Source organism: [Enterobacter] lignolyticus SCF1, from assembly GCF_000164865.1.
Taxonomy (GTDB): domain Bacteria; phylum Pseudomonadota; class Gammaproteobacteria; order Enterobacterales; family Enterobacteriaceae; genus Enterobacter_B; species Enterobacter_B lignolyticus.
The window spans coordinates 2,466,679-2,486,775 of the sequence record NC_014618.1 but is presented as its reverse complement, the minus strand read 5'-3'; the positions used below and the strand labels follow the sequence as shown (position 1 = coordinate 2,486,775).

Annotated in this window: 18 protein-coding genes; 8 read left to right on the top strand and 10 right to left on the bottom strand. The window is 57.5% G+C overall.

Annotated features, from left to right (window positions below; all coding sequences use genetic code 11):
- Positions 1 to 10: 10 nt before the first annotated feature.
- On the top strand, positions 11 to 1,501 hold the full coding sequence (locus ENTCL_RS11720) for an MFS transporter (RefSeq protein WP_013366340.1): 1,491 nt from the start codon (positions 11 to 13) through the stop codon (positions 1,499 to 1,501).
- A gap of 2 nt (positions 1,502 to 1,503) precedes the next feature.
- On the opposite strand, the gene yddG is transcribed toward ENTCL_RS11720, so the two are convergent.
- On the bottom strand, positions 1,504 to 2,385 hold the full coding sequence (gene yddG, locus ENTCL_RS11715) for an aromatic amino acid DMT transporter YddG (protein WP_013366339.1): 882 nt from the start codon (positions 2,383 to 2,385) through the stop codon (positions 1,504 to 1,506).
- Between the two features lie 221 nt (positions 2,386 to 2,606).
- On the opposite strand from yddG, the gene fdnG reads away from it, so the two are divergent.
- Genes fdnG through fdnI form a run of 3 tightly spaced genes read left to right on the top strand, consistent with a single transcriptional unit; the run spans position 2,607 to position 7,199 of the window.
- Positions 2,607 to 5,654, top strand: a complete 3,048-nt coding sequence (gene fdnG, locus ENTCL_RS11705; RefSeq protein WP_157865544.1) for a formate dehydrogenase-N subunit alpha — start codon at positions 2,607 to 2,609, stop codon at positions 5,652 to 5,654.
- An 11-nt stretch (positions 5,655 to 5,665) separates the two neighbouring features.
- Positions 5,666 to 6,550: a formate dehydrogenase subunit beta gene (gene fdxH, locus ENTCL_RS11700; RefSeq protein ID WP_013366336.1), complete on the top strand. Its 885-nt coding sequence runs from the start codon at positions 5,666 to 5,668 to the stop codon at positions 6,548 to 6,550.
- On the top strand, positions 6,543 to 7,199 hold the full coding sequence (fdnI, locus tag ENTCL_RS11695; protein ID WP_013366335.1) for a formate dehydrogenase-N subunit gamma: 657 nt from the start codon (positions 6,543 to 6,545) through the stop codon (positions 7,197 to 7,199). Before fdxH ends, fdnI begins: the two co-directional genes overlap by 8 nt.
- A gap of 53 nt (positions 7,200 to 7,252) precedes the next feature.
- Here the strand turns inward: fdnI and ENTCL_RS22960 are convergent, their stop codons facing one another.
- The 8 genes from ENTCL_RS22960 to ENTCL_RS11660 form a co-directional block, all read right to left on the bottom strand.
- On the bottom strand, positions 7,253 to 7,576 hold the full coding sequence (locus tag ENTCL_RS22960; RefSeq protein ID WP_013366334.1) for a CcdB family protein: 324 nt from the start codon (positions 7,574 to 7,576) through the stop codon (positions 7,253 to 7,255).
- Positions 7,576 to 7,764, bottom strand: coding sequence for a hypothetical protein (locus tag ENTCL_RS24055; RefSeq protein ID WP_044611957.1), 189 nt, complete (start codon positions 7,762 to 7,764; stop codon positions 7,576 to 7,578). Before ENTCL_RS24055 ends, ENTCL_RS22960 begins: the two co-directional genes overlap by 1 nt.
- A 188-nt stretch (positions 7,765 to 7,952) precedes the next feature.
- Positions 7,953 to 8,771 carry a polyphosphate kinase 2 gene (ppk2, locus tag ENTCL_RS11685; RefSeq protein ID WP_013366332.1) on the bottom strand — a complete coding sequence of 273 codons (819 nt, stop codon included), beginning with the start codon at positions 8,769 to 8,771 and terminating at the stop codon, positions 7,953 to 7,955.
- A 132-nt stretch (positions 8,772 to 8,903) separates the two neighbouring features.
- Positions 8,904 to 10,625 carry an ABC-F family ATP-binding cassette domain-containing protein gene (locus tag ENTCL_RS11680; RefSeq protein WP_013366331.1) on the bottom strand — a complete coding sequence of 574 codons (1,722 nt, stop codon included), beginning with the start codon at positions 10,623 to 10,625 and terminating at the stop codon, positions 8,904 to 8,906.
- A 311-nt stretch (positions 10,626 to 10,936) separates the two neighbouring features.
- Entirely contained in the window at positions 10,937 to 12,634 is a 1,698-nt protein-coding gene (locus tag ENTCL_RS11675; protein ID WP_013366330.1) for an NAD-dependent malic enzyme, read from the bottom strand.
- 603 nt (positions 12,635 to 13,237) lie between these two features.
- Positions 13,238 to 13,510, bottom strand: a complete 273-nt coding sequence (locus ENTCL_RS11670; protein ID WP_013366329.1) for a hypothetical protein — start codon at positions 13,508 to 13,510, stop codon at positions 13,238 to 13,240.
- Between the two features lie 220 nt (positions 13,511 to 13,730).
- Entirely contained in the window at positions 13,731 to 13,868 is a 138-nt protein-coding gene (sra, locus tag ENTCL_RS11665; RefSeq protein WP_013366328.1) for a stationary-phase-induced ribosome-associated protein, read from the bottom strand.
- Between the two features lie 153 nt (positions 13,869 to 14,021).
- A complete protein-coding gene (locus ENTCL_RS11660; protein ID WP_013366327.1) occupies positions 14,022 to 14,873 on the bottom strand; it encodes a Vmh family MBL fold metallo-hydrolase in 852 nt (283 codons plus the stop codon).
- Between the two features lie 111 nt (positions 14,874 to 14,984).
- Between ENTCL_RS11660 and ENTCL_RS11655 the strand changes: the two genes are divergently transcribed.
- Entirely contained in the window at positions 14,985 to 15,872 is an 888-nt protein-coding gene (locus ENTCL_RS11655) for a LysR family transcriptional regulator (RefSeq protein WP_013366326.1), read from the top strand.
- Between the two features lie 57 nt (positions 15,873 to 15,929).
- The gene (locus tag ENTCL_RS11650; RefSeq protein ID WP_013366325.1) at positions 15,930 to 16,361 is read left to right on the top strand and encodes an OsmC family protein; all 432 of its coding nucleotides are present in this window, start codon (positions 15,930 to 15,932) and stop codon (positions 16,359 to 16,361) included.
- 36 nt (positions 16,362 to 16,397) lie between these two features.
- Here the strand turns inward: ENTCL_RS11650 and ENTCL_RS11645 are convergent, their stop codons facing one another.
- The gene (locus tag ENTCL_RS11645) at positions 16,398 to 17,648 is read right to left on the bottom strand and encodes an MFS transporter (protein WP_013366324.1); all 1,251 of its coding nucleotides are present in this window, start codon (positions 17,646 to 17,648) and stop codon (positions 16,398 to 16,400) included.
- Between the two features lie 118 nt (positions 17,649 to 17,766).
- Between ENTCL_RS11645 and ENTCL_RS11640 the strand changes: the two genes are divergently transcribed.
- Both ENTCL_RS11640 and mlc read left to right on the top strand, forming a co-directional pair.
- Positions 17,767 to 18,681: a LysR family transcriptional regulator gene (locus tag ENTCL_RS11640; protein ID WP_013366323.1), complete on the top strand. Its 915-nt coding sequence runs from the start codon at positions 17,767 to 17,769 to the stop codon at positions 18,679 to 18,681.
- Between the two features lie 109 nt (positions 18,682 to 18,790).
- A complete protein-coding gene (gene mlc, locus ENTCL_RS11635) occupies positions 18,791 to 20,011 on the top strand; it encodes a sugar metabolism global transcriptional regulator Mlc (RefSeq protein WP_013366322.1) in 1,221 nt (406 codons plus the stop codon).
- Positions 20,012 to 20,097: the final 86 nt, after the last annotated feature.

The window sequence follows — 20,097 nt, the reverse complement described above, 5'->3', positions numbered from 1 at the left end:
AGGGAGATGTATGTTTCGCCAATGGGTAACGTTATTTGCGATTTTGCTGGTGTATATCCCGGTCGCGATTGATGCCACCGTGCTGCACGTTGCAGCGCCGACGCTGAGCGTATCGCTGGGGACCAGCAGCAATGAACTGTTATGGATAATCGATATTTATTCGCTGGTGATGGCCGGAATGGTGCTGCCGATGGGCGCGCTTGGCGATCGCATCGGCTTTAAGCGCCTGCTGCTGTCCGGCAGCGGGCTGTTCGGCCTTGCCTCGCTGGCGGCGGCGTTCGCCCCCAGCGCGATGTGGCTTATCGCCGCCCGCGCCTGTCTGGCCGTCGGGGCGGCGATGATCGTTCCGGCGACGCTGGCGGGTATTCGCAATACCTTCAGCGAGGCGCGCCACCGCAATATGGCGCTGGGGCTGTGGGCGACCATCGGTTCCGGCGGCGCAGCGTTCGGCCCGCTAATCGGCGGGATTGTGCTTGAGCACTTCTGGTGGGGCGCGGTTTTTCTGATCAACGTACCGATCGTGCTGGTGGTGATGGCGGTTAGCGCGCGGGTCGTGCCGTGGCAGCCGGGGCGGCGCGAGCAGCCGCTGAACTTTACCCACGCGGTCATGCTGGTGGCGGCGATTCTGCTGCTGGTGTGGAGCGCCAAATCGGCGATCAAGGGCAGCGAAGGGCTGGGGTTTGTTGCGCTGGCGCTGCTGGTGGGCGGCGTACTGCTGACGGCCTTCGTGCGCATTCAGCTGGCGGCGCGTACGCCGATGATCGACATGCGGCTGTTCACCCACCGTATTATCCTCTGCGGCGTGATGATGGCGATAACCGCGCTGGCGACGCTGGTGGGCTTTGAGCTGCTGATGGCGCAGGAGCTGCAGTTTGTGCACGGCAAAACGCCGTTCGAAGCGGGGCTGTTTATGCTGCCGGTGATGCTGGCGAGCGGTTTTAGCGGCCCCATCGCCGGAATACTGGTGTCGCGCATTGGTTTGCGTGAAGTGGCGACCGGCGGCATGATGCTCAGCGCGTTAAGTTTCCTCGGACTGTCGATGACCGATTTTACCACCCAGCAGTGGCAGGCCTGGGGGCTGATGACGATGCTGGGCTTCAGCGCCGCCAGCGCGCTGCTGGCCTCAACGGCGGCGATAATGGCGGCGGCGCCGAAAGAAAAAGCGGCCGCGGCCGGGGCTATCGAAACCATGGCCTACGAGCTTGGCGCCGGGCTGGGTATTGCGGTGTTCGGTCTGATCCTCACCCGCAGCTACAGCGGCTCTATTTTGCTGCCGGACGGGCTGCTGGCCGGGGAAGCGGCGCGGGCGTCGTCGTCTATCGGCGAGGCGGTACAGCTGGCGCAGACGCTGGAGCAGCCGCAGGCGATGGCGGTCATCGACGCGGCGAAAACCGCGTTTATTTCATCGCACAGCGTGGTGCTGTTCAGCGCCGGGGGAATGCTGCTGGCGCTGGCGGTCGGCGTCTGGTTCGGCCTGGCAAAGGTGCGCCAGACCGCGTGAAGCTAGCGGCTTCGGGTGGCTAACCAGCACAACAGCGAGCCGGCGCACACCATGCAGGCGCCCTGCCAGAAGCTCCAGGAGAGCGGGGCGCTGAGCAGGAACGAGGCCAGCGCCGAGGACAGTACCGGGGTAAAGTAGGAGCCGACGGCCAGCAGGCTGACGCTGCCGTGCAGGATGCCGATGTTCCATGCCGCGTAGGCGAAGCCGAGCGACAGCGCGCACATAATAAGTTTGATAACCACCGGCCAGCTGAACTGCATCGGCGGCTGGTCGCTGAACAGATATTGTATCCACAGGCTAAGCCCCGTCAGTAATACGAAAAAGGTGATGCCGTTTTTCCCTTTCGCATATTTCGCGGTAACCGTACAGTAGGCTGCCCAGATAAATGCGCCGCAGAAGGCCAGAATATAGCTCAGGGGGCTGGAAATAATATTGCTGATAATTTCATCAATATTTAATCCGTTCTCGCCGCCGAGTACCCAACTGACGCCGAGCAGCGAAAGCAGGAGCCCGGGGACGATCAATAAGGTTGATTTTTGACCGTTAAACAAAATAGCGAACAGAATGGTCAGGCTCGGCCACAAATAATTCACCATCCCCACCTCGATGGCCTGCTGACGGGTGGCGGCATAGCCCAGCGACAGGGCAAGACAAATTTCATAGCTGACGAACAGCAGGCATCCGGCCAGCAGGTAGCGCAGAGAAAATTGCCGTACGCCAGGGATTCCGACGGTGAAGACCAGCAGCAGGCCGCTTAGCGAGTAGATCATCGCCGCGCCGCCGACGGGCCCGAGCCCCTCGCTGACGCCGCGGATAAGCCCGACCATGGTGCTCCACAGGATGATGGCGATGAGTCCAATAAGCGTCGCGCGTTGTTTTGTCATTTTCCCCGGAGTTCTTTTCTTGAGACCAAAGAATAATTTATACCACTTTTATGGCGGCGGTGGGGCGTTAATTTCCGTCACCTTAATCACAAAGGATTATTAAAATTCGCCAGCGCCAACTATTAAGGGGGCATTAGTTTTCGATATTGATTTGACGCAAAAAAATCAGCGCCCGGGCTGTTAGTTTTCCCCGTGATTTATCCTGATTAACGAGGAAAACAATGGACGTCAGTCGCAGGCAGTTTTTTAAAATCTGCGCGGGCGGTATGGCCGGGACCACGGCCGCGGCATTAGGGTTCGCCCCGAAAATGGCGCTGGCTCAGGCGCGTAACTATAAGCTGTTACGCGCAAAAGAGGTTCGTAATACCTGCACATATTGCTCCGTGGGATGTGGGCTGTTGATGTACAGCCTGGGGGATGGCGCGAAGAACGCCAAAGAAGCGATTTATCATATTGAGGGCGACCCGGATCATCCGGTCAGCCGCGGCGCGCTGTGTCCCAAAGGGGCCGGGCTGCTGGACTATGTCCACAGCGAAAACCGCCTGCGCTATCCGGAGTATCGGGCGCCGGGGTCGGACAGGTGGCAGCGCATCTCCTGGGACGACGCGTTCTCCCGAATTGCAAAATTAATGAAAGCCGATCGCGACGCCAACTTTATAGAAAAGAACGAGCAGGGCGTCACGGTCAACCGCTGGCTTTCCACCGGGATGCTCTGCGCATCTGCGGCAAGTAATGAAACCGGCATGCTGACGCAAAAATTTGTGCGCTCTCTCGGCATGCTGGCGGTAGACAACCAGGCGCGCGTCTGACACGGACCAACGGTAGCAAGTCTTGCTCCAACATTTGGTCGCGGTGCGATGACCAACCACTGGGTGGATATCAAAAACGCCAACGTCGTGGTGGTGATGGGCGGTAATGCCGCAGAAGCCCACCCGGTGGGTTTCCGCTGGGCGATAGAGGCGAAAAACAACAACGATGCGACGCTTATCGTCGTCGACCCGCGCTTTACGCGTACGGCGTCTGTGGCCGATATTTATGCGCCGATTCGCTCCGGTACGGACATTACGTTCCTTTCCGGTGTGCTGCTGTACCTGATCGAAAACAATAAAATTAACGCCGAATACGTTAAGCACTACACCAACGCCGGCCTGCTGGTGCGGGAGGATTTTGCCTTCGAAGACGGTTTGTTCAGCGGTTATGACGCCGAAAAACGACAGTACGATAAATCGTCCTGGAGCTATCAGTTCGATGAAAACGGCTATGCGAAACGCGATGACACCCTGACCGACCCGCGCTGCGTGTGGAATCTGCTGAAGCAGCACGTTTCCCGCTATACGCCGGAGGTCGTCGAGAATATTTGCGGTACGCCGAAAGCGGATTTCCTGCGAGTGTGCGAAGTGCTGGCGTCGACCAGCGCGGCGGACAGAACCACCACCTTCCTGTATGCGCTGGGCTGGACGCAGCACACCGTGGGCGCGCAGAACATCCGCACTATGGCGATGATCCAACTGCTGCTCGGCAATATGGGGATGGCCGGCGGCGGCGTGAACGCCCTACGTGGACACTCCAACATTCAGGGCTTAACCGATCTGGGGCTGTTGTCGACCAGCCTGCCGGGCTATCTGACGCTGCCCTCTGAAAAACAGGCGGATCTGCAAACCTGGCTGGCGGCGAATACGCCAAAAGCGACGCTACCGGATCAGGTGAACTACTGGAGCAACTATCCGAAGTTTGCCGTCAGCCTGCTGAAATCCTTCTACGGCGATGCGGCGCAAAAAGATAACGACTGGGGCTTCGAGTGGCTGCCGAAATGGGACCAGTCGTATGACGTCATCAAGTATTTCAACATGATGGATAAGGGGCGCGTCACGGGCTATATCTGTCAGGGCTTTAACCCGGTGGCCTCTTTCCCCGACAAAAACAAGGTGGTTCGCAGCCTGAGCAAGCTGAAGTACATGGTGGTTATCGATCCGCTGGTAACGGAGACCTCCTGCTTCTGGCAGAACCACGGCGAAATGAACGATGTGGATACCGCGTCGATTCAAACCGAAGTGTTCCGCCTGCCGTCGACCTGCTTTGCCGAGGAAGACGGTTCGATTGCCAACTCCGGGCGCTGGCTGCAGTGGCACTGGAAAGGTCAGGATGCCCCTGGCGAAGCGCGTAACGACGGCGAAATTCTTGCCGGGATTTACCATCGCCTGCGCGCGATGTACCGCGCGGAAGGCGGCAAGGGCGTTGAGCCGCTGCTGAAGATGCGCTGGGACTACAAGCAGCCGGACCATCCGGAATCCGCAGAGGTGGCCAAAGAGAACAACGGCGTGGCGCTGGCGGATCTCTTTGACGCCAACGGTAATCTGCTGGCGAAGAAAGGCCAGCTGTTGAGCAGTTTTGCGCTGCTGCGTGACGACGGCAGCACTGCGTCTTCCTGCTGGATCTATACCGGCAGCTGGACGGAGCAGGGCAACCAGATGGCTAACCGCGACAACGCCGATCCGTCTGGGCTTGGCAACACGCTGGGCTGGTCCTGGGCGTGGCCGCTCAATCGTCGCGTGCTGTATAACCGCGCCTCGGCGGATATCAACGGCAAGCCGTGGGATCCGAAGCGGATGCTGATCGAGTGGAACGGACAGAAGTGGACGGGTAACGACATTCCGGACTTCAGCACCGCCGCGCCGGGCAGTAAAACCGGGCCGTTTATCATGCAGCCGGAAGGGCTGGGGCGTCTGTTCGCCCTCGACAAGCTGGCGGAAGGCCCGTTCCCGGAGCACTACGAGCCGATGGAAACGCCGCTCGGCACCAACCCGCTGCACCCCGGCGTGATCTCCAGCCCGGTGGTGCGTATTTACGAGGACGACGTGCTGCGTTTAGGTAAGAAGGACCGGTTCCCGTACGTCGGCACGACCTATCGCCTGACCGAGCATTTCCATACCTGGACCAAGCACGCGCGGCTTAACGCCATCGCGCAGCCGGAACAGTTTGTAGAGATAAGCGAAACCCTGGCGGCAAGCAAAGGCATTGCCAACGGCGACCGTGTGACGGTCAGCAGCAGGCGCGGCTTTATCCGCGCCGTTGCGGTGGTTACCCGCCGTCTGCAAACCCTGAACGTCAACGGCCAGCAGGTGGAAACCGTCGGGATCCCGCTGCACTGGGGCTTTGAAGGCGTGGCGCAAAAGGGCTATATCGCCAACACCCTGACGCCAAACGTCGGCGATGCCAACTCGCAAACGCCGGAGTATAAGGCGTTTCTGGTCAACATCGAGAAAGCCTGAGGAGCGATTCAATGACAATGGAAACACAGGACATTATCAACCGCTCCGCGACGAACCCGATGACCCCCGCGCCGCGTGCGCGGGATTACAAGGCTGAAGTCGCCAAGCTTATCGATGTCTCCTCCTGCGTGGGCTGTAAAGCCTGCCAGGTGGCCTGCTCAGAGTGGAATGATATCCGTGACGACGTGGGGCACTGCGTCGGGGTGTACGATAATCCGGCCGACCTGAGCGCCAAATCCTGGACGGTGATGCGCTTTAGCGAAACCGACCAGAACGGCAAGCTGGAGTGGCTTATCCGTAAAGACGGCTGTATGCACTGCGAAGATCCGGGCTGCCTGAAGGCGTGCCTGTCAGCCGGAGCAATTATTCAGTACGCGAATGGGATCGTCGATTTCCAGCAGGACAACTGCATCGGCTGCGGCTACTGCATCGCCGGGTGTCCGTTCAACATCCCGCGCCTCAATAAAGAGGATAACCGGGTCTACAAATGCACCCTGTGCGTCGATCGCGTCAGCGTCGGCCAGGAGCCGGCCTGCGTGAAAACATGCCCGACGGGCGCCATCCATTTTGGTAGCAAAAAGGAGATGCTGGAGGTGGCGCAGGCGCGCGTGGACAAACTGAAAGCGCGCGGCTATCAAAATGCGGGCATTTACAATCCGCAGGGGGTGGGCGGTACGCACGTTATGTACGTGCTGCATCACAACGACCAACCTGAGCTGTATCACAATCTGCCGAAGACGCCAGCGATCGATACCTCCATCAACCTGTGGAAAGGTGCCCTGAAACCGCTGGCTGCCGCCGGTTTTATCGCCACCTTTGCCGGGCTGATTTATCACTACATCGGTATCGGGCCAAATAAAGAGGCGGACGACGACGAGGAGGATCGCCATGAGTAAGTCGAAGATGATTGTGCGCACGAAGTTTATCGATCGCGCCTGCCACTGGACGGTGGTGATCTGCTTCTTTCTGGTGGCGGTATCGGGGATTTCGTTCTTTTTCCCGACGCTGCAGTGGCTGACCGAGACCTTCGGGACGCCGCAGATGGGGCGCATTCTGCACCCGTTCTTCGGCGTGCTGATTTTTGTGGTGCTGATGTTTATGTTCGTGCGTTTCGTCCATCACAACATCCCGGACAGGCAGGATATTCCGTGGTTGAAGGGGATTATCGAAGTCCTGAAGGGCAACGAGCATAACGTCGCGAAAGTGGGTAAATACAATGCCGGGCAGAAGATGATGTTCTGGACCATCATGAGCATGATCTTTGTGCTGCTGGTGACGGGCGTTATCATCTGGCGTCCGTATTTTGCTCAATATTTCCCGATTCAGGTCGTGCGCTATAGTCTGCTTATCCATGCGACCTCGGCCATCATTCTGATCCACGCCATCCTGATCCATATGTATATGGCCTTCTGGGTGAAGGGGTCGATTAAAGGGATGGTTGAAGGCAAGGTGAGCCGCCGTTGGGCGCAGAAGCATCATCCGCGCTGGTATCGCGACGTCGAACGTCTGGAGGCGAAGAAGGAGAGCGCCGAAGGGATACGCTAACGACTTGCCTGATTTGGCGCTACGTTCGTAGCGCCTTTGATCGATGCCTGCAGTCAGATACCGGTAATAAGCGCATCGACTGCCGCAACAACGTCATGTCGGGCGCTTTTTAAATTACATACAAAATCATTATGATTAATTTTAAGAATATTCAAGTTAGTAATCATAGGTGCGTAAAGAACCCATGTGTCGAATTCGATATTAATTTTTGGCGCTATATGGCGATGCCAGAGTGATAGTGAACGATTTTGCATTAATGGAACAATGGTTCTGGTAGTGAGATCCTCATAGCAATCATTCTGTATTATTATATAGTAAGGCCAGATTTTACTCGTTGCAGGTGAGGGGTTCCGGTAAACATTAAATTGTTTGAGCATTATAGCACCTTAAAAAAATCGTCATCCGTGAGTGCTCCATGTGTAGCTACAATCTCATTCATTGCACATATAAATTCTTTATCATGTTGGCGCTGCTCCTCATTTTCTTCCGGTGTCAACGTTGAGTGCTTCAGCCCCGGTGCGCTGTGCGGCTGCACATCATAGCCGTTCGTCGATGTCGATTTCATCGTGCTCTCCTGTGTTGGTGAGTGCATTATCTTCCTGCCGCGTTAAAAAACAATATGCTTTTCCCTGCCGTTTACTCATTTGCGCTGAGGGTTCTGAATAACAAGAAAGGGTCTGGTATTGCAGTGCGGAATTGTGAGGTGTATTCCTTCTTTTTTATTTGGTGAAATAAAACCGGGGTTTCCCCCGGTCAGAACAGCTCAGGAATAAAGCGGAAAGGGTAATCGACAGGCTTTATTTTACCAATTTTCCGTTTTGGCAGTTTAACCGGCTCCATCGGCAGGTCTTTATAGGGTATGCGAGAGAGCAGGTGCGAAATAATATTCAGCCGGACGCGCTTTTTATCTTCGGAGCGGGCGACGAACCAGGGCGCCCAGGCGGTATCGGTGGCGGCGAACATCGCGTCGCGCGCCTGGGTATACTCATCCCACAGGTTGAACGATTTGATATCCATCGGCGACAGCTTCCAGATTTTGCGTCCGTCGTCGATGCGGTCGCGCAGGCGGCGCTCCTGCTCCTTCGGGGTGACTTCAAGCCAGTATTTGAGCAGGATAATCCCGGATTCCACCATGGAACGTTCCACCAGCGGGGTGCCGTCGAGAAATTTTTCGACCTGCTCCTCGGTACAAAAGCCCATCACCCGCTCAACGCCCGCGCGGTTATACCAGCTGCGATCGAAAATAACGATTTCGCCCGCTGCGGGCAGGTGGCGGATGTAGCGCTGGAGATAAAGCTGGCTCTTTTCTCGCTCCGTCGGCGCGGGAAGGGCGACGACGCGGAATACGCGGGGGCTTACGCGCTCGGTAATCGCCTTGATGGTGCCCCCCTTACCGGCGCCGTCGCGGCCTTCAAAGACGATACAGACTTTGAGCCCTTTGGCGACAACCCAGCGCTGTAGCTTAACCAGCTCCACGTGGAGGCGCCGCAGCTCCTTTTCGTACGCTTTCGTCTTCATTGAAGCAGGCGTTGATGTCTCTGCGATGATGCTGACTTTTTTCTTGTTTCCCATAGCTATCTTCTTCTTCTGTGGAGGATGTTGGGATTGTTGAGGTAACACTTTGAAGTGTAATCGCGCCCGTGCGGGATCGCGAAAATTATGCAGAGAAAAAACAGGCGCCAGCATGGCGCCTGTTTGATGGGGCTATAGCCGCTCAAGACGGGCGTTGAGGGCGTCTATCTCCTCACGCCACTGCGCCTGCAGCTGCGGTTTTTGATGTTTCGGCTTTCGCGCCAGATCGTCCGCCAGCAGCGACTCAAGAGCCACCAGCGTCTCCAGCAGGTCCTCCGGTTCTTCGGCGGGCGTCGGTCGCCCACCTGCGCGGGCGGGCGCGATAGCGGTACTGTCTGAGCCATTGCGCAAGCGCTCCCAGGCCGCGTCGGCATCATGCCACTCTTCCAGCCGACCGTTATCGATTAACCAGAAACGGTTACAGCTTTGCGCCATCAGCTGGCGGTCATGGCTGACCAGCAGGACGCCGCCGGAAAACTCGCGCAGCGACTGCGCCAGCGCCTCTTTACCTTCCATATCGAGATGGTTGGTCGGTTCATCCAGCATCAGCAGGCTATAGCGCGCCAGCGTCAGCCCGACGAACAGCAGCCGGGAACGCTCGCCGCCGCTCAGTGAATTCACCTGCTGGCCGTGTCGGCTCCACGCAAATCCGGCGCTGATAAGCGCCATTTTGCGTTCTTCCGCTGAGGCCGCGAACGGCAGCAGGGCGTCAAACAGCGTGGCGTCATCCGCCAGCTGGCGCAGCGTCTGGTCGTAATAGCCGATGTCCACCCGCGGATGGATTTTCAACGCCGCGTCAGACGCAGGCAGGCCGACGTTTTGCCAGATAAGCCGCAGCAGTGAGGATTTCCCGCAACCGTTGCGACCGATAACCGCCACGCGATCGCCGGATTTAAGCCGCGCTGCTCCGGTGGTGAACAGCGCCGGTAAGCCCGGCGCGGGTGCTACCGCGAGGTTTTCCATTTCCAGCAGACGGTCGGCCTGCAGCGCATCGCCGCGCAGTATCAGCTGCCACTGGCTGCCGGCGGTAACGTCCGTCTGGCTTTCCGTTAGCCGTTCAACCTGCTTTTCCATCTGTTTGGCTTTACGGGCAAGGCCTTCGTTATCGTAGACTTTGCCCCAGGTGGCCAACCGTCTGGCGCTGGTGGCGATGCGGTCTATCTCTTTCTGCTCGGCTTTAAACCGCAGCGCATCGCTCTCATCCTGCGCCGCCAGCGCCTGACGCGCGGCGCTGCAGGGCAGAGCAAACGCGTGCAGACGACGGTCGCGCAGGATAAGGCTCGCGTTGGTGACGTTATCCAGCAGCTGCTGGTCGTGGGAAACCAGAATAAAACTGCCGTTCCAGCCGTTGAGAAAACGCTCCAGCCACAGCAGCGTGGGCAGATCGAGGTGGTTGCCAGGCTCATCCAGCAGCAGCAAATCCGGCTGGCGGATGAGCGCCCGCGCCAGCAGCAGGCGGGTATGCTGGCCGCCGCTCAGCGTTGCCGCCGTCAGCGCGGTATCCTGCGGGCTAAAACCCATCTCCGCCAGCAGGGCTTCGGCGCGCCAGCGCTGAGGCTCGCGTTCCAGAGGCGGCAGCTGCGCCAGCACGGCCGTGAGCAGGGTTAACTCGCCCAGCTGTTCCGGTAAATGCTGTTCCACGCGTCCCGGCAGGCAGTGGCGGGCGAGAGAGACGGAGCCCGAAGAAGGGGGCAGAGTGCCGTCCAGCATCTTCAGCAGCGTGCTTTTGCCGCAGCCGTTGTAGCCGATAAGCCCGACGCGGTCGCCTTTTTTCAGGGTAAAAGAGAGATCGGAAAACAGCGGACCAAAAGCCGTTTCCATGCACAGCGCTTGTGCAGTCAGTAATGTACTCATGTGAACTTACTCAAGTGTTACAGGCATGTTTATGCCTCGTCAAACATCGCTGACGATAACCTGATAAGCCCGAGAGAAGGGATTTGGGGTGGTTTCTTCGCTCAAGCCACCGTTATCGCAGCACGATACCGATAACGCCTGAGCAGATGCGATCACCAAAAGTATGTGAAATATCAAACATTTCACAGTACGGCATGGGATCCTCCTTATATTTTCATCAAGTTAATAGGTGAGGCGAGTGTAGCGGGGAATGCGGGTATTGACCAGTCGCGGGAGCAGGACCTACGAAGATACGTAGGTCCTGTCGGACATCAGACGGAGGTGCGGCGGTAGTTGCGGTATTCCGGCAACCAGAAGTTGTCGTCAATCGCCTGCTGCAGCGCATCGGCGGAGGTATTCATCGCGACGCCCTGCTGCTGCGCCATTCTGCCGACCGCGAAGGCAATCGCCCGGGAAACTTTATGGATGTCTTTTAGCGCCGGCAGCACCAGACCTTCGCCGTTATTGACCAGCGGTGAGTGTTTGGCGAGCGTTTCGCTGGCGGACATCAGCATTTCGTCGGTGATCCGCGTGGCGCCAGCGGCGATAACGCCAAGGCCGATACCCGGGAAAATGTACGAGTTGTTGCACTGGGCGATGGGGTACGTCTGGTCTTTCCACACTACCGGGTCGAACGGGCTACCGGTGGCGACCAGCGCATTGCCTTCGGTCCAGGCGATGATGTCCTGCGGCGTCGCCTCCACGCGGGACGTCGGGTTGGACAGCGGCATGACGATCGGCCGCGGGCAATGCTTGTGCATTTCGCGGATGATCTCTTCGGTGAAGAGGCCGGTCTGACCGGAAACGCCAATCAGAATGTCCGGCTTAACATTGCGCACCACGTCCAGCAGCGACAGGACGTCTTCTCGGGTGTCCCAGTGCTCCAGACCGTCGCGCTTTTGCACCAGCTTGTTCTGGAACGGCAGCAGGTTCGGCATCTGGTCGGTGAGCAGGCCGAAGCGATCGACCATAAAGACGCGGGAGCGCGCCAGCTCCTCGCTCAGCCCTTCGCGCTGGGTCTGGGCGATAATCTGCTCGGCGATACCGCAGCCGGCGGAGCCTGCGCCAAGGAAGACGATTCTTTGATCGCACAGCTGGCTGCCTGCAGCGCGGCTGGCGGCGATCAGCGTGCCGACGGTGACGGCGGCGGTGCCCTGAATGTCGTCGTTGAACGAGCAAATTTCATCGCGGTAGCGGTTGAGCAGCGGCATGGCGTTCTTCTGCGCGAAATCTTCAAACTGCAGCAGAACGTTCGGCCAGCGGTGTTTTACCGCCTGGATAAAGTCATCCACAAACTGGTAATACTCATCGTCGGTAATGCGCGGGTGGCGCCAGCCCATGTACAGCGGGTCATTGAGCAACTGCTGGTTGTTGGTGCCGACATCCAGCACCACCGGCAGGGTATACGCCGGGCTGATGCCGCCGCAGGCGGTGTACAGCGACAGCTTGCCGATAGGGATCCCCATCCCGCCGATACCCTGGTCGCCGAGGCCGAGGATGCGCTCGCCGTCGGTGACCACGATAACCTTAATGGTATGGTTCGGCACGTTTTGCAGGATATCGTCCATGTTGTGGCGGTTTTCGTAGGAGATAAACACGCCGCGCGCGCGGCGGTAGATCTCCGAAAAGCGCTCGCAGGCGGCGCCGACGGTGGGGGTATAAATAACCGGCATCATCTCGTCGAGATGGTTCTCGACCAGACGGTAGAAAAGGGTTTCGTTGGTGTCCTGGATGTTGCGCAGATAGATGTGCTTATCAATCTCGGTTTTGAAGCCCTGGTACTGGATCCAGGCGCGCTCTGCCTGCTCTTCAATGGTTTCCACCACCTCCGGCAGTAAGCCCAGCAGGTTGAAGTTGCTGCGCTCTTCGACGCTGAAGGCGCTGCCTTTGTTCAGCAGGGGAAACTCAAGCAGGATCGGGCCTGCATAGGGGATGTAAAGCGAACGGTTTTTTTTATGGTTAAGTAACATCTTACTCACTCCTTTGTCATCACTCCCGGCCTGTACCAGAGGCGGCATGGACCGGCGGGTACGGCGGCGGGGCAGAGTATAAAGCAAGTGCCTGCAAAAAGGGGCATCAGAAGGGATGTGAAAGTAAAAAAACAGCATCTTTGTTGTGAAGCCTGTGTTACGCGCGAAGCTGTGAACGGCCGGATAGCGCGTCGGTATTTCACTAATAGCTGTAATAACCCGAACTGTTTTAAATTATAAAAATATTCGCTTTCCGATTTAAATGAATAAGCACGCAATGCTTAATGTTATTCTGTTATGCTTATTAATATGTCTCGTGCCTGTAGCAATACAGGGCCAGTAGTAGTTCTTTCCTAACTATTAACTCGCGTAGACCCCTCCCTGGAATTCGTCCGATTTGCCAGGGAGGCTTTTTTAGTGAAGATGCCAGGCGATAGTGGTCGAGCTAAATCGATAATGCTGAATTCATTCAGCGTAATACCGTTGCTTCGCATCATCATTAATATAACGACAATTGTATCAAGCCACCTCGCCCGATATCGTCGCCGGTATCGGGTATTTTTTTATGGACGCAGGAGTCAACGGGTTGACTCCTGGCGTTAATTACATAATTTTCATGCCGATAAACTGGTTCATATGCCCGGCGCGCTTGATGAAGAGCAGCGCTTCAAGCGTGGCGACGTCCTGCTCCGTTGGGCCAGACTCCAGTCGGTCATACAGCTGTCCAGGGCTAATGCCGAACAGCGGGTAGAGGATACCCGCGAGGCGTCTGTATTCTTGTTTTATTTCAGAACTGGCTTTGCCGGATAATGGGAAATTGGAGAGTTCAATTACTCCATTCTGGAATGTGTGATGTTTGTCGAGCGTGCGATCCATCTTATCGTCCTTTGGTGTTGATGAGCGTACCGGCAATGCGGATATCATATTTTAACGTGTTTGCGTATTCCGATTCACTGAAAAATAGCGGCAATATATTTTTTAAAACGATATTTTTTTATAAAATGAATTAAAGATTGACAGCTGCTGATGTATGGCTGGCGGAAATAAAGAAAACCCCGCACAGCAAAAGCGGGGTCAGGCTCGACGTCGATAACATTTATACGCGGCGTTTACGGCCGGTTGCATGGGTATGGTTAAGCATGGTCTCTGCGTCGCCTTCGATCAACATCTTTTTCTGGTTAGACAGCTTGTAGTTTAAGCCGAGGATATGACGTGCCTTGCGGTTCGATTTCATTCTGACTCCTTAATCCTGTTTCTGGTTTCAAGGACAGGCCCGGCGGGGCCGGGCGGAATGCAACCCCATAGTGCATCGCGGAATGTTGATGCAGCTATGATACTCGGCCATCTCTGCAGAAATAGCAACGTCAGTACGCCGGATTAAGCGCCTTTACCATTTCATTTCCCCTTTGTTGACCTTCGCGCTCAGCTCCAGTGAGCTGTCGTCTTTAAGCGCTGGCCACTGTTTTTTCATCGCGGCGGTTACGCCTGCGGCGTCGCGGTGCGCGGCCAGCGCCTGTTCAAACTGCGCGAGGTAGTCGCGGGTGAAGGTAATCGCCCTGTCGCCCTGCGGCGGAGTGCCCAGATAGTGGCCCGGGATGACGCGCTGTGGGTGAAGCGCCGCCATCGCGTCAAGGGTCTGGCGCCATTCGTCGCGGCTGGCGGTGGTTTGCGTATCCGCCGTCCAGACATGAATGCCCCAGGAAATGGCGGTACCGCCGAGAATGGTTTTATTCGCCGGGATCCAGACGTAAGCGGCATGGCTGTCCGGCTGCTTGATCTCTACCTTTTCACCGTCGATGGTGAAGGTATCCGCGCTGATGACCTGAGGAACATAGACCGCGTCCGGCGCGCCGTCCTTCATTTTCGGTCCCCACCAGGCAAGCTTCGCCGCTTTGGTGGCGTTGATATGGTCAACCACCTTTTGGCTGGCGACGATCTCGACCTGCGGGAACGCCTTCACCAGCGGTTCGAGGCCAAAGTAAAAGTCCGGATCGCCGGAGGTGATCACAATACGCTTCAGCGGCTTGCCGTTTTTGCGGATCATCTCAAGCAGTTTTTCTCCGTCTTTCACGTTGAACTGCGCGTCAAACAGTACGGCCTCATGCGGACCGGAAACCAGCGTCGAGGTGACCGGAAACAGCCCCTTTTCCTGCGGGTTGTAGACCTCAAGGGTAAGCGGCGCGGCGAGAGTCGCGGTACTGAACAGGGCAGTGGCAATAGCAACAGCGGTTATTTTCATGATGTCATCTCATTAACGGGTGAATACGGCTATTGTACGGAAATCTTGATTTGCAAGAATTCCTGAAAAAAGAGATGCTGAGTTTCATAAATCGAGCAAATGGGGGCGGAAATGGACCGCATTATTGCCGCAGAGGTTTACAATCGCATCTGTGAGCTTGGCAGCCTGAGCGCGGCGGCGCGGGCGCTGGGAATGTCGAGGCCGATGGTGAGCCGCTATCTTGAACAGATGGAAAAATGGGCGGGAGCGCGGCTGATTCATCGCTCAACCCGCAGGCTGACGCTGACGCCTGCCGGGGAGAAAACGCTGCAGAAAACTCGCAACCTGGCGCGGCTGTCGCAGGAGATTGAAGGGCAAACGCAGCGCAATACGCCAGCCGGCGTTCTGCGCGTGGCCTGCGCGCATTTTACCGCCATGCAGCTGATTTCACCGATATTGCCCGATTTTCTCGCCCGTTATCCGCAGCTGCGGCTAGAGCTGGATATCAATAATCATCCGGTGAGCCTCGTCGGTGAGCGTATCGATGTGGCAATCCGCATCACCGATAACCCCGAGCCGGGCGCTATCGCCAGACGGCTGGGGGAGTGCCGTTCGGTGCTCTGCGCGGCGCCTGCCTATCTGCAGCAGCGGGGGACGCCGGACACGCTGGCGGCGCTGGCTGACCATAATTGCCTGCACTACAGCCATTTTGCCGGCCAGGCGTGGCACTTCAGCGATGCGCAGGGCGAAAGTCATTCCGTGGCCGTGCAGGGTAATTTGAGCGCCGGAATTTCGTCGCTGCTGCTCGACGCGGCGCTTGCCGGCTGCGGCATTGCGATGCTGCCCTGGCTTGAGGCGCAGCACGGGCTGGAAAGCGGCGCGCTGGTGCCGCTGCTGGCGGGGTATCAGCCGAAATCGCTGGGGGTGTACGGCCTCTATTTATCGCGCGACTATCAGCCTGGCGCGCTGCATCTGTTTCTGGATGAGGTGCAAAACAGACTGATATCGCCGCACACCTGACCGACATTATCTCGTTCTATACTTTACTTCCCACAGTTAAGTCGAAGAGGTGAAATGATGACTATCCACAAGAAAGGACTGGCGCACTGGGAAGGCGATCTTAAACGCGGCAAAGGTACGGTTTCCACCGAGAGCGGGGCGCTAACCCAGCAGCCTTACGGCTTTAACACCCGTTTTGAGGGCGTGAAGGGGACCAACCCGGAAGAGCTTATCGGCGCGGCGCATGCCGCCTGTTTTTCGATGGCGCTATCGCTGATGCTGAGCGAAGCAGGCTTTACCGCAACCTCGATCGATACTACCGCGACGGTATCGCTGGATAAAACCGCGTCAGGTTTTGCGATTACGAAAGTCGCGCTGGAAAGCCGTATTGCGGTGCCCGATGTCGATGCCGCGACGTTCGACGGCATCATTCAGAAAGCGAAAGCAGGATGCCCGGTTTCACAGGTGCTGAAGGCGGAAATTACCCTCGATTATCAGCTTAACGGCTAGCGGAATATGCCCGCATCTGCGGGCATATTCCGTGAGTTAGCGCAGGCGGCGGTGCAGAAGGCTGCCGGTCAGCACGGCGAGAACCAGCATCAACGCGATGAACCCGCCGACGCCGTTCCAGCCGTAGTTGTGCCAGAACACGCCGCCTGCCGTACCGGCAATACTGGAGCCGAGATAGTAGCTGAACAGATACAGCGACGACGCCTGCCCGCGGGCGCGACGGGCGCGCGGGCCTATCCAGCTGCTGGCGACGGAGTGGGCGGCGAAGAACCCGGCCGAGAACAGCAGCATCCCGGCGAAAATCAGCCACAGCGAGGAAAACAGCGTCATCAGCAGGCCAAACAGCATCACGCCGGTCGCGGTGACCATCACCGGTCCGCGCCCGTAGCGCTGCGTCATGGCGCCCGCTTTCGGCGAGCTCCAGGTGCCGGTGAGGTAGGCGAGCGACAGCAGGCCCACTACCGCCTGGCTGAGCGACCACGGCGACATCATCAGGCGATAGCCGATGTAGTTAAACAGCGTGACGAAGGAGCCCATCAGCAGGAAGCCTTCAAGAAACAGCAACGGCAACCCGCGGTCGCGCCAGTGCAGGCGGAAGTTGATCAGCAGCGATTTCGGGCGCAGCGATGTCGCTTTGAAATGGCGCGAGTCGGGCAGAATACGCCAGAACATCAGCGCGGCGGCCAGCGCAAAACAGCCGATAATCGCAATCGCCGCGCGCCAGCCGAAGAAATCGGTAATAACCCCGGTGATGAGACGCCCGCTCATGCCGCCAATAGAGTTACCGCTGATATACAGCCCCATCGAGAAGGCGACGAAGCTCGGGTGAATTTCTTCACTCAGGTAAGTCATGCCCACCGCCGCCACGCCGCTCAGCGACAGGCCGATCAGGGCGCGCATAATCAGAATGCCCTGCCAGCTGGTCATCAGCGTCGACAGCAGGGTGCAGCAGGAGGCCAGCAGCAGCGCGGTGACCATGACCTGTTTACGGCCGATAGCGTCAGAAAGCGGGCCGGTAAACAGTAGACCCACCGCCAGCAGCGCCGTGGAGATGGAAAGCGAAACGCTGGCGCTGGCGGGCGATACGCCGAACTCGTTCGACAGCACCGGCAAAATCGGCTGTACGCAGTAGAGCAGCGCGAAGGTCGCCAGACCGGCGGAGAAGAGCGCCAGGGTGACGCGAATAAACTGGGGAGTACCGCGCTGGATAAACTGACCCGGCTGGGCAGGGCGAGTATCGTTGATCGTGGTTGCCGGAACATTATCAACGGTGGTTGTACGACTCACGGGAAGATCCTTGGTGATAACAGCGAATAAAGAAGACGACACAGGTCACAGAATCAGGGTAGGAAATTGTGAATATTCTGTCTAATATATTAATAATCTCAAATGATATTTTAAACGTATGAATATTGAGCTGCGTCATCTGCGCTATTTCGTGGCGGTGGCCCAGGAGCTGCATTTTGGCCGCGCTGCCGCCCGCCTTAACATCTCCCAGCCGCCGTTAAGCCAGCAGATTCAAACCCTTGAAAATGAAATTGGCGCCAGGCTGCTGGCGCGCACCAACCGAAGCGTCAGCCTTACCGAAGCCGGAAAACAGTTTCTTGCCGACTGTCAGCAGATCCTGATGCAGGTCGAAGAGAGCGCGGCCCGCGCCGCCAGGCTCCATCAGGGCGAAACCGGCGAGCTGCGTATTGGCTTTACCTCGTCAGCGCCGTTTATTAAAGCGGTCTCCGACACGCTGTCGCTGTTTCGCCGCCAGCACCCGGATGTGCATATTCAGACGCGGGAAAGCAATACCCGTGAGCAGATAACGCCGCTGAACGAAGGCGCGCTGGATCTGGGCCTGATGCGCAAAACGCAGCTCCCGGAGACGCTCGAATGGCAGATTATCCTGCGTGAACCGCTGCTGGCGATGATCCATCGCGATCATCCGCTGGCCGCTCAGGCGCAGGTCAGCCTGGCGGAGCTGGTGACGGAGCCGCTGGTGTTTTTTGACCCGCAGGTCGGCACGGGGCTGTACGACGATATTCTGGGCCTGCTGCGCCGCTATGGCGCTCCGGTGATTACCCAGGAGGTGGGCGAGGCGATGACCATCATCGGACTCGTGGCCGCCGGGCTTGGCGTCTCCATTCTGCCGGCCTCGTTTAAGCGCGTTCAGCTCAATGAAATGCGCTGGCTGCCGATAGCTGAACAGGATGCGGTGTCGGAGATGTGGCTGGTCTGGGCAAAACACCATGAGATGAGCCAGTCGGCGATGCGTTTTCGCCAGCAGCTGCTGGCCGCCGCGAATGTGCACAGTTTCGCCGTAAATGAATGAAATTATGTGCAGTAAATCACACGGCGAAGCAAAAATTTGACGACTGGCGTTGAAGTGCTTCACCATAGCCCCAAGATTATTTCGAAGCGCGAAAATAAGGGAGTCCGCGGTGGTAGCTGAAAGTCAACCAGGGCATATTGATCAGATTAAGCAGACCAATGCCGGGGCGGTGTATCGCCTTATTGATCAGCTCGGCCCGGTGTCCCGCATTGACCTTTCGCGCCTTGCTCAGCTTGCTCCTGCCAGCATCACGAAAATCGTCCGCGAAATGCTGGAAGCCCATCTGGTTCAGGAAACTGAAATCCAGGAGCCGGGCAGCCGCGGTCGTCCGGCGGTCGGGCTGATGGTCGAAACGGAGGCCTGGCACTATCTGTCGCTGCGTATCAGCCGGGGAGAGATTAACCTCGCGCTGCGCGACCTCAGCAGCAAGCTGGTGGTGGAAGAGCAGCAGGAGCTCCCGCTCCAGTCGCCGCAGCCGTTCCTCGAACGGGTGATTCAACATATTGACGCGTTTTTTATTCGCCATCAGCAGAAGCTTGAAAGGCTGACGGCTATCGCGATTACGCTGCCAGGCATTATTGATACGGAAAACGGCATTGTTCACCGCATGCCGTTTTATGACGATGTTAAAGAGATGCCCCTTGGGGAAGCGCTGGAATCGCGTACCGGCGTACCGGTCTATATTCAGCATGACATCAGCGCCTGGACGATGGCCGAAGCGCTGTTCGGTGCCTCCCGCGGCGCGCGGGACGTGATTCAGGTGGTTATCGACCATAACGTTGGCGCAGGCGTCATTACCGATGGCCGCCTGCTGCACGCCGGCAGCAGCAGCCTGGTGGAGATAGGCCATACCCAGGTCGACCCGTACGGCAAGCGCTGCTACTGCGGCAACCACGGCTGCCTGGAAACCATCGCCAGCGTTGAGAGCGTGCTGGATCTTACCCAGGTGCGCATGAAGCAGTCGATGAGTTCAATGCTGCATCAGCAGCCGCTGACGGTGGAGTGGCTGTGCCAGGCGGCGCTGCTGGGCGACCTGCTGGCAAAGGATATCATCAGCGGCGTGGGCACCCACGTCGGCCGCATTCTCGCCATTATGGTGAATTTATTTAATCCGCAAAAAATTCTTATCGGATCGCCGTTCAACCTGGCGTCCGACATTCTGTTCCCTGCGATTGGCGCCTGTATTCATCAGCAATCCTTACCTGCCTACAGTAAACATATTGCGGTAGAGAGCACGCAGTTTCTTAACCGGGGTACGATGACCGGCGCCGCGCTGGTAAAAGATGCGCTCTATAACGGATCGTTGCTCATCAGACTGTTACAGGGTTAACATTTTTTCACTGTTAACGGAAAAATTGCGCTATCTCAATCTTGCCGGTAAAGGCATCACGTAGACTTTCACCACACTGAATTATT

Excerpts from the sequence above, each read along its gene's own strand:
- ENTCL_RS11720 (WP_013366340.1), top strand. The coding sequence starts at position 11 with ATGTTTCGCCAATGGGTAACGTTATTTGCGATTTTGCTGGTGTATATC.
- yddG (WP_013366339.1), bottom strand. The coding sequence starts at position 2,385 with ATGACAAAACAACGCGCGACGCTTATTGGACTCATCGCCATCATCCTG.
- fdxH (WP_013366336.1), top strand. The coding sequence starts at position 5,666 with ATGACAATGGAAACACAGGACATTATCAACCGCTCCGCGACGAACCCG.
- fdnI (WP_013366335.1), top strand. The coding sequence starts at position 6,543 with ATGAGTAAGTCGAAGATGATTGTGCGCACGAAGTTTATCGATCGCGCC.
- ENTCL_RS22960 (WP_013366334.1), bottom strand. The coding sequence starts at position 7,576 with ATGCTCAAACAATTTAATGTTTACCGGAACCCCTCACCTGCAACGAGT.
- ENTCL_RS24055 (WP_044611957.1), bottom strand. The coding sequence starts at position 7,764 with ATGAAATCGACATCGACGAACGGCTATGATGTGCAGCCGCACAGCGCA.
- ppk2 (WP_013366332.1), bottom strand. The coding sequence starts at position 8,771 with ATGGGAAACAAGAAAAAAGTCAGCATCATCGCAGAGACATCAACGCCT.
- ENTCL_RS11680 (WP_013366331.1), bottom strand. The coding sequence starts at position 10,625 with ATGAGTACATTACTGACTGCACAAGCGCTGTGCATGGAAACGGCTTTT.
- ENTCL_RS11675 (WP_013366330.1), bottom strand. The coding sequence starts at position 12,634 with ATGTTACTTAACCATAAAAAAAACCGTTCGCTTTACATCCCCTATGCA.
- ENTCL_RS11670 (WP_013366329.1), bottom strand. The coding sequence starts at position 13,510 with ATGGATCGCACGCTCGACAAACATCACACATTCCAGAATGGAGTAATT.
- sra (WP_013366328.1), bottom strand. The coding sequence starts at position 13,868 with ATGAAATCGAACCGCAAGGCACGTCATATCCTCGGCTTAAACTACAAG.
- ENTCL_RS11660 (WP_013366327.1), bottom strand. The coding sequence starts at position 14,873 with ATGAAAATAACCGCTGTTGCTATTGCCACTGCCCTGTTCAGTACCGCG.
- ENTCL_RS11655 (WP_013366326.1), top strand. The coding sequence starts at position 14,985 with ATGGACCGCATTATTGCCGCAGAGGTTTACAATCGCATCTGTGAGCTT.
- ENTCL_RS11650 (WP_013366325.1), top strand. The coding sequence starts at position 15,930 with ATGACTATCCACAAGAAAGGACTGGCGCACTGGGAAGGCGATCTTAAA.
- ENTCL_RS11640 (WP_013366323.1), top strand. The coding sequence starts at position 17,767 with ATGAATATTGAGCTGCGTCATCTGCGCTATTTCGTGGCGGTGGCCCAG.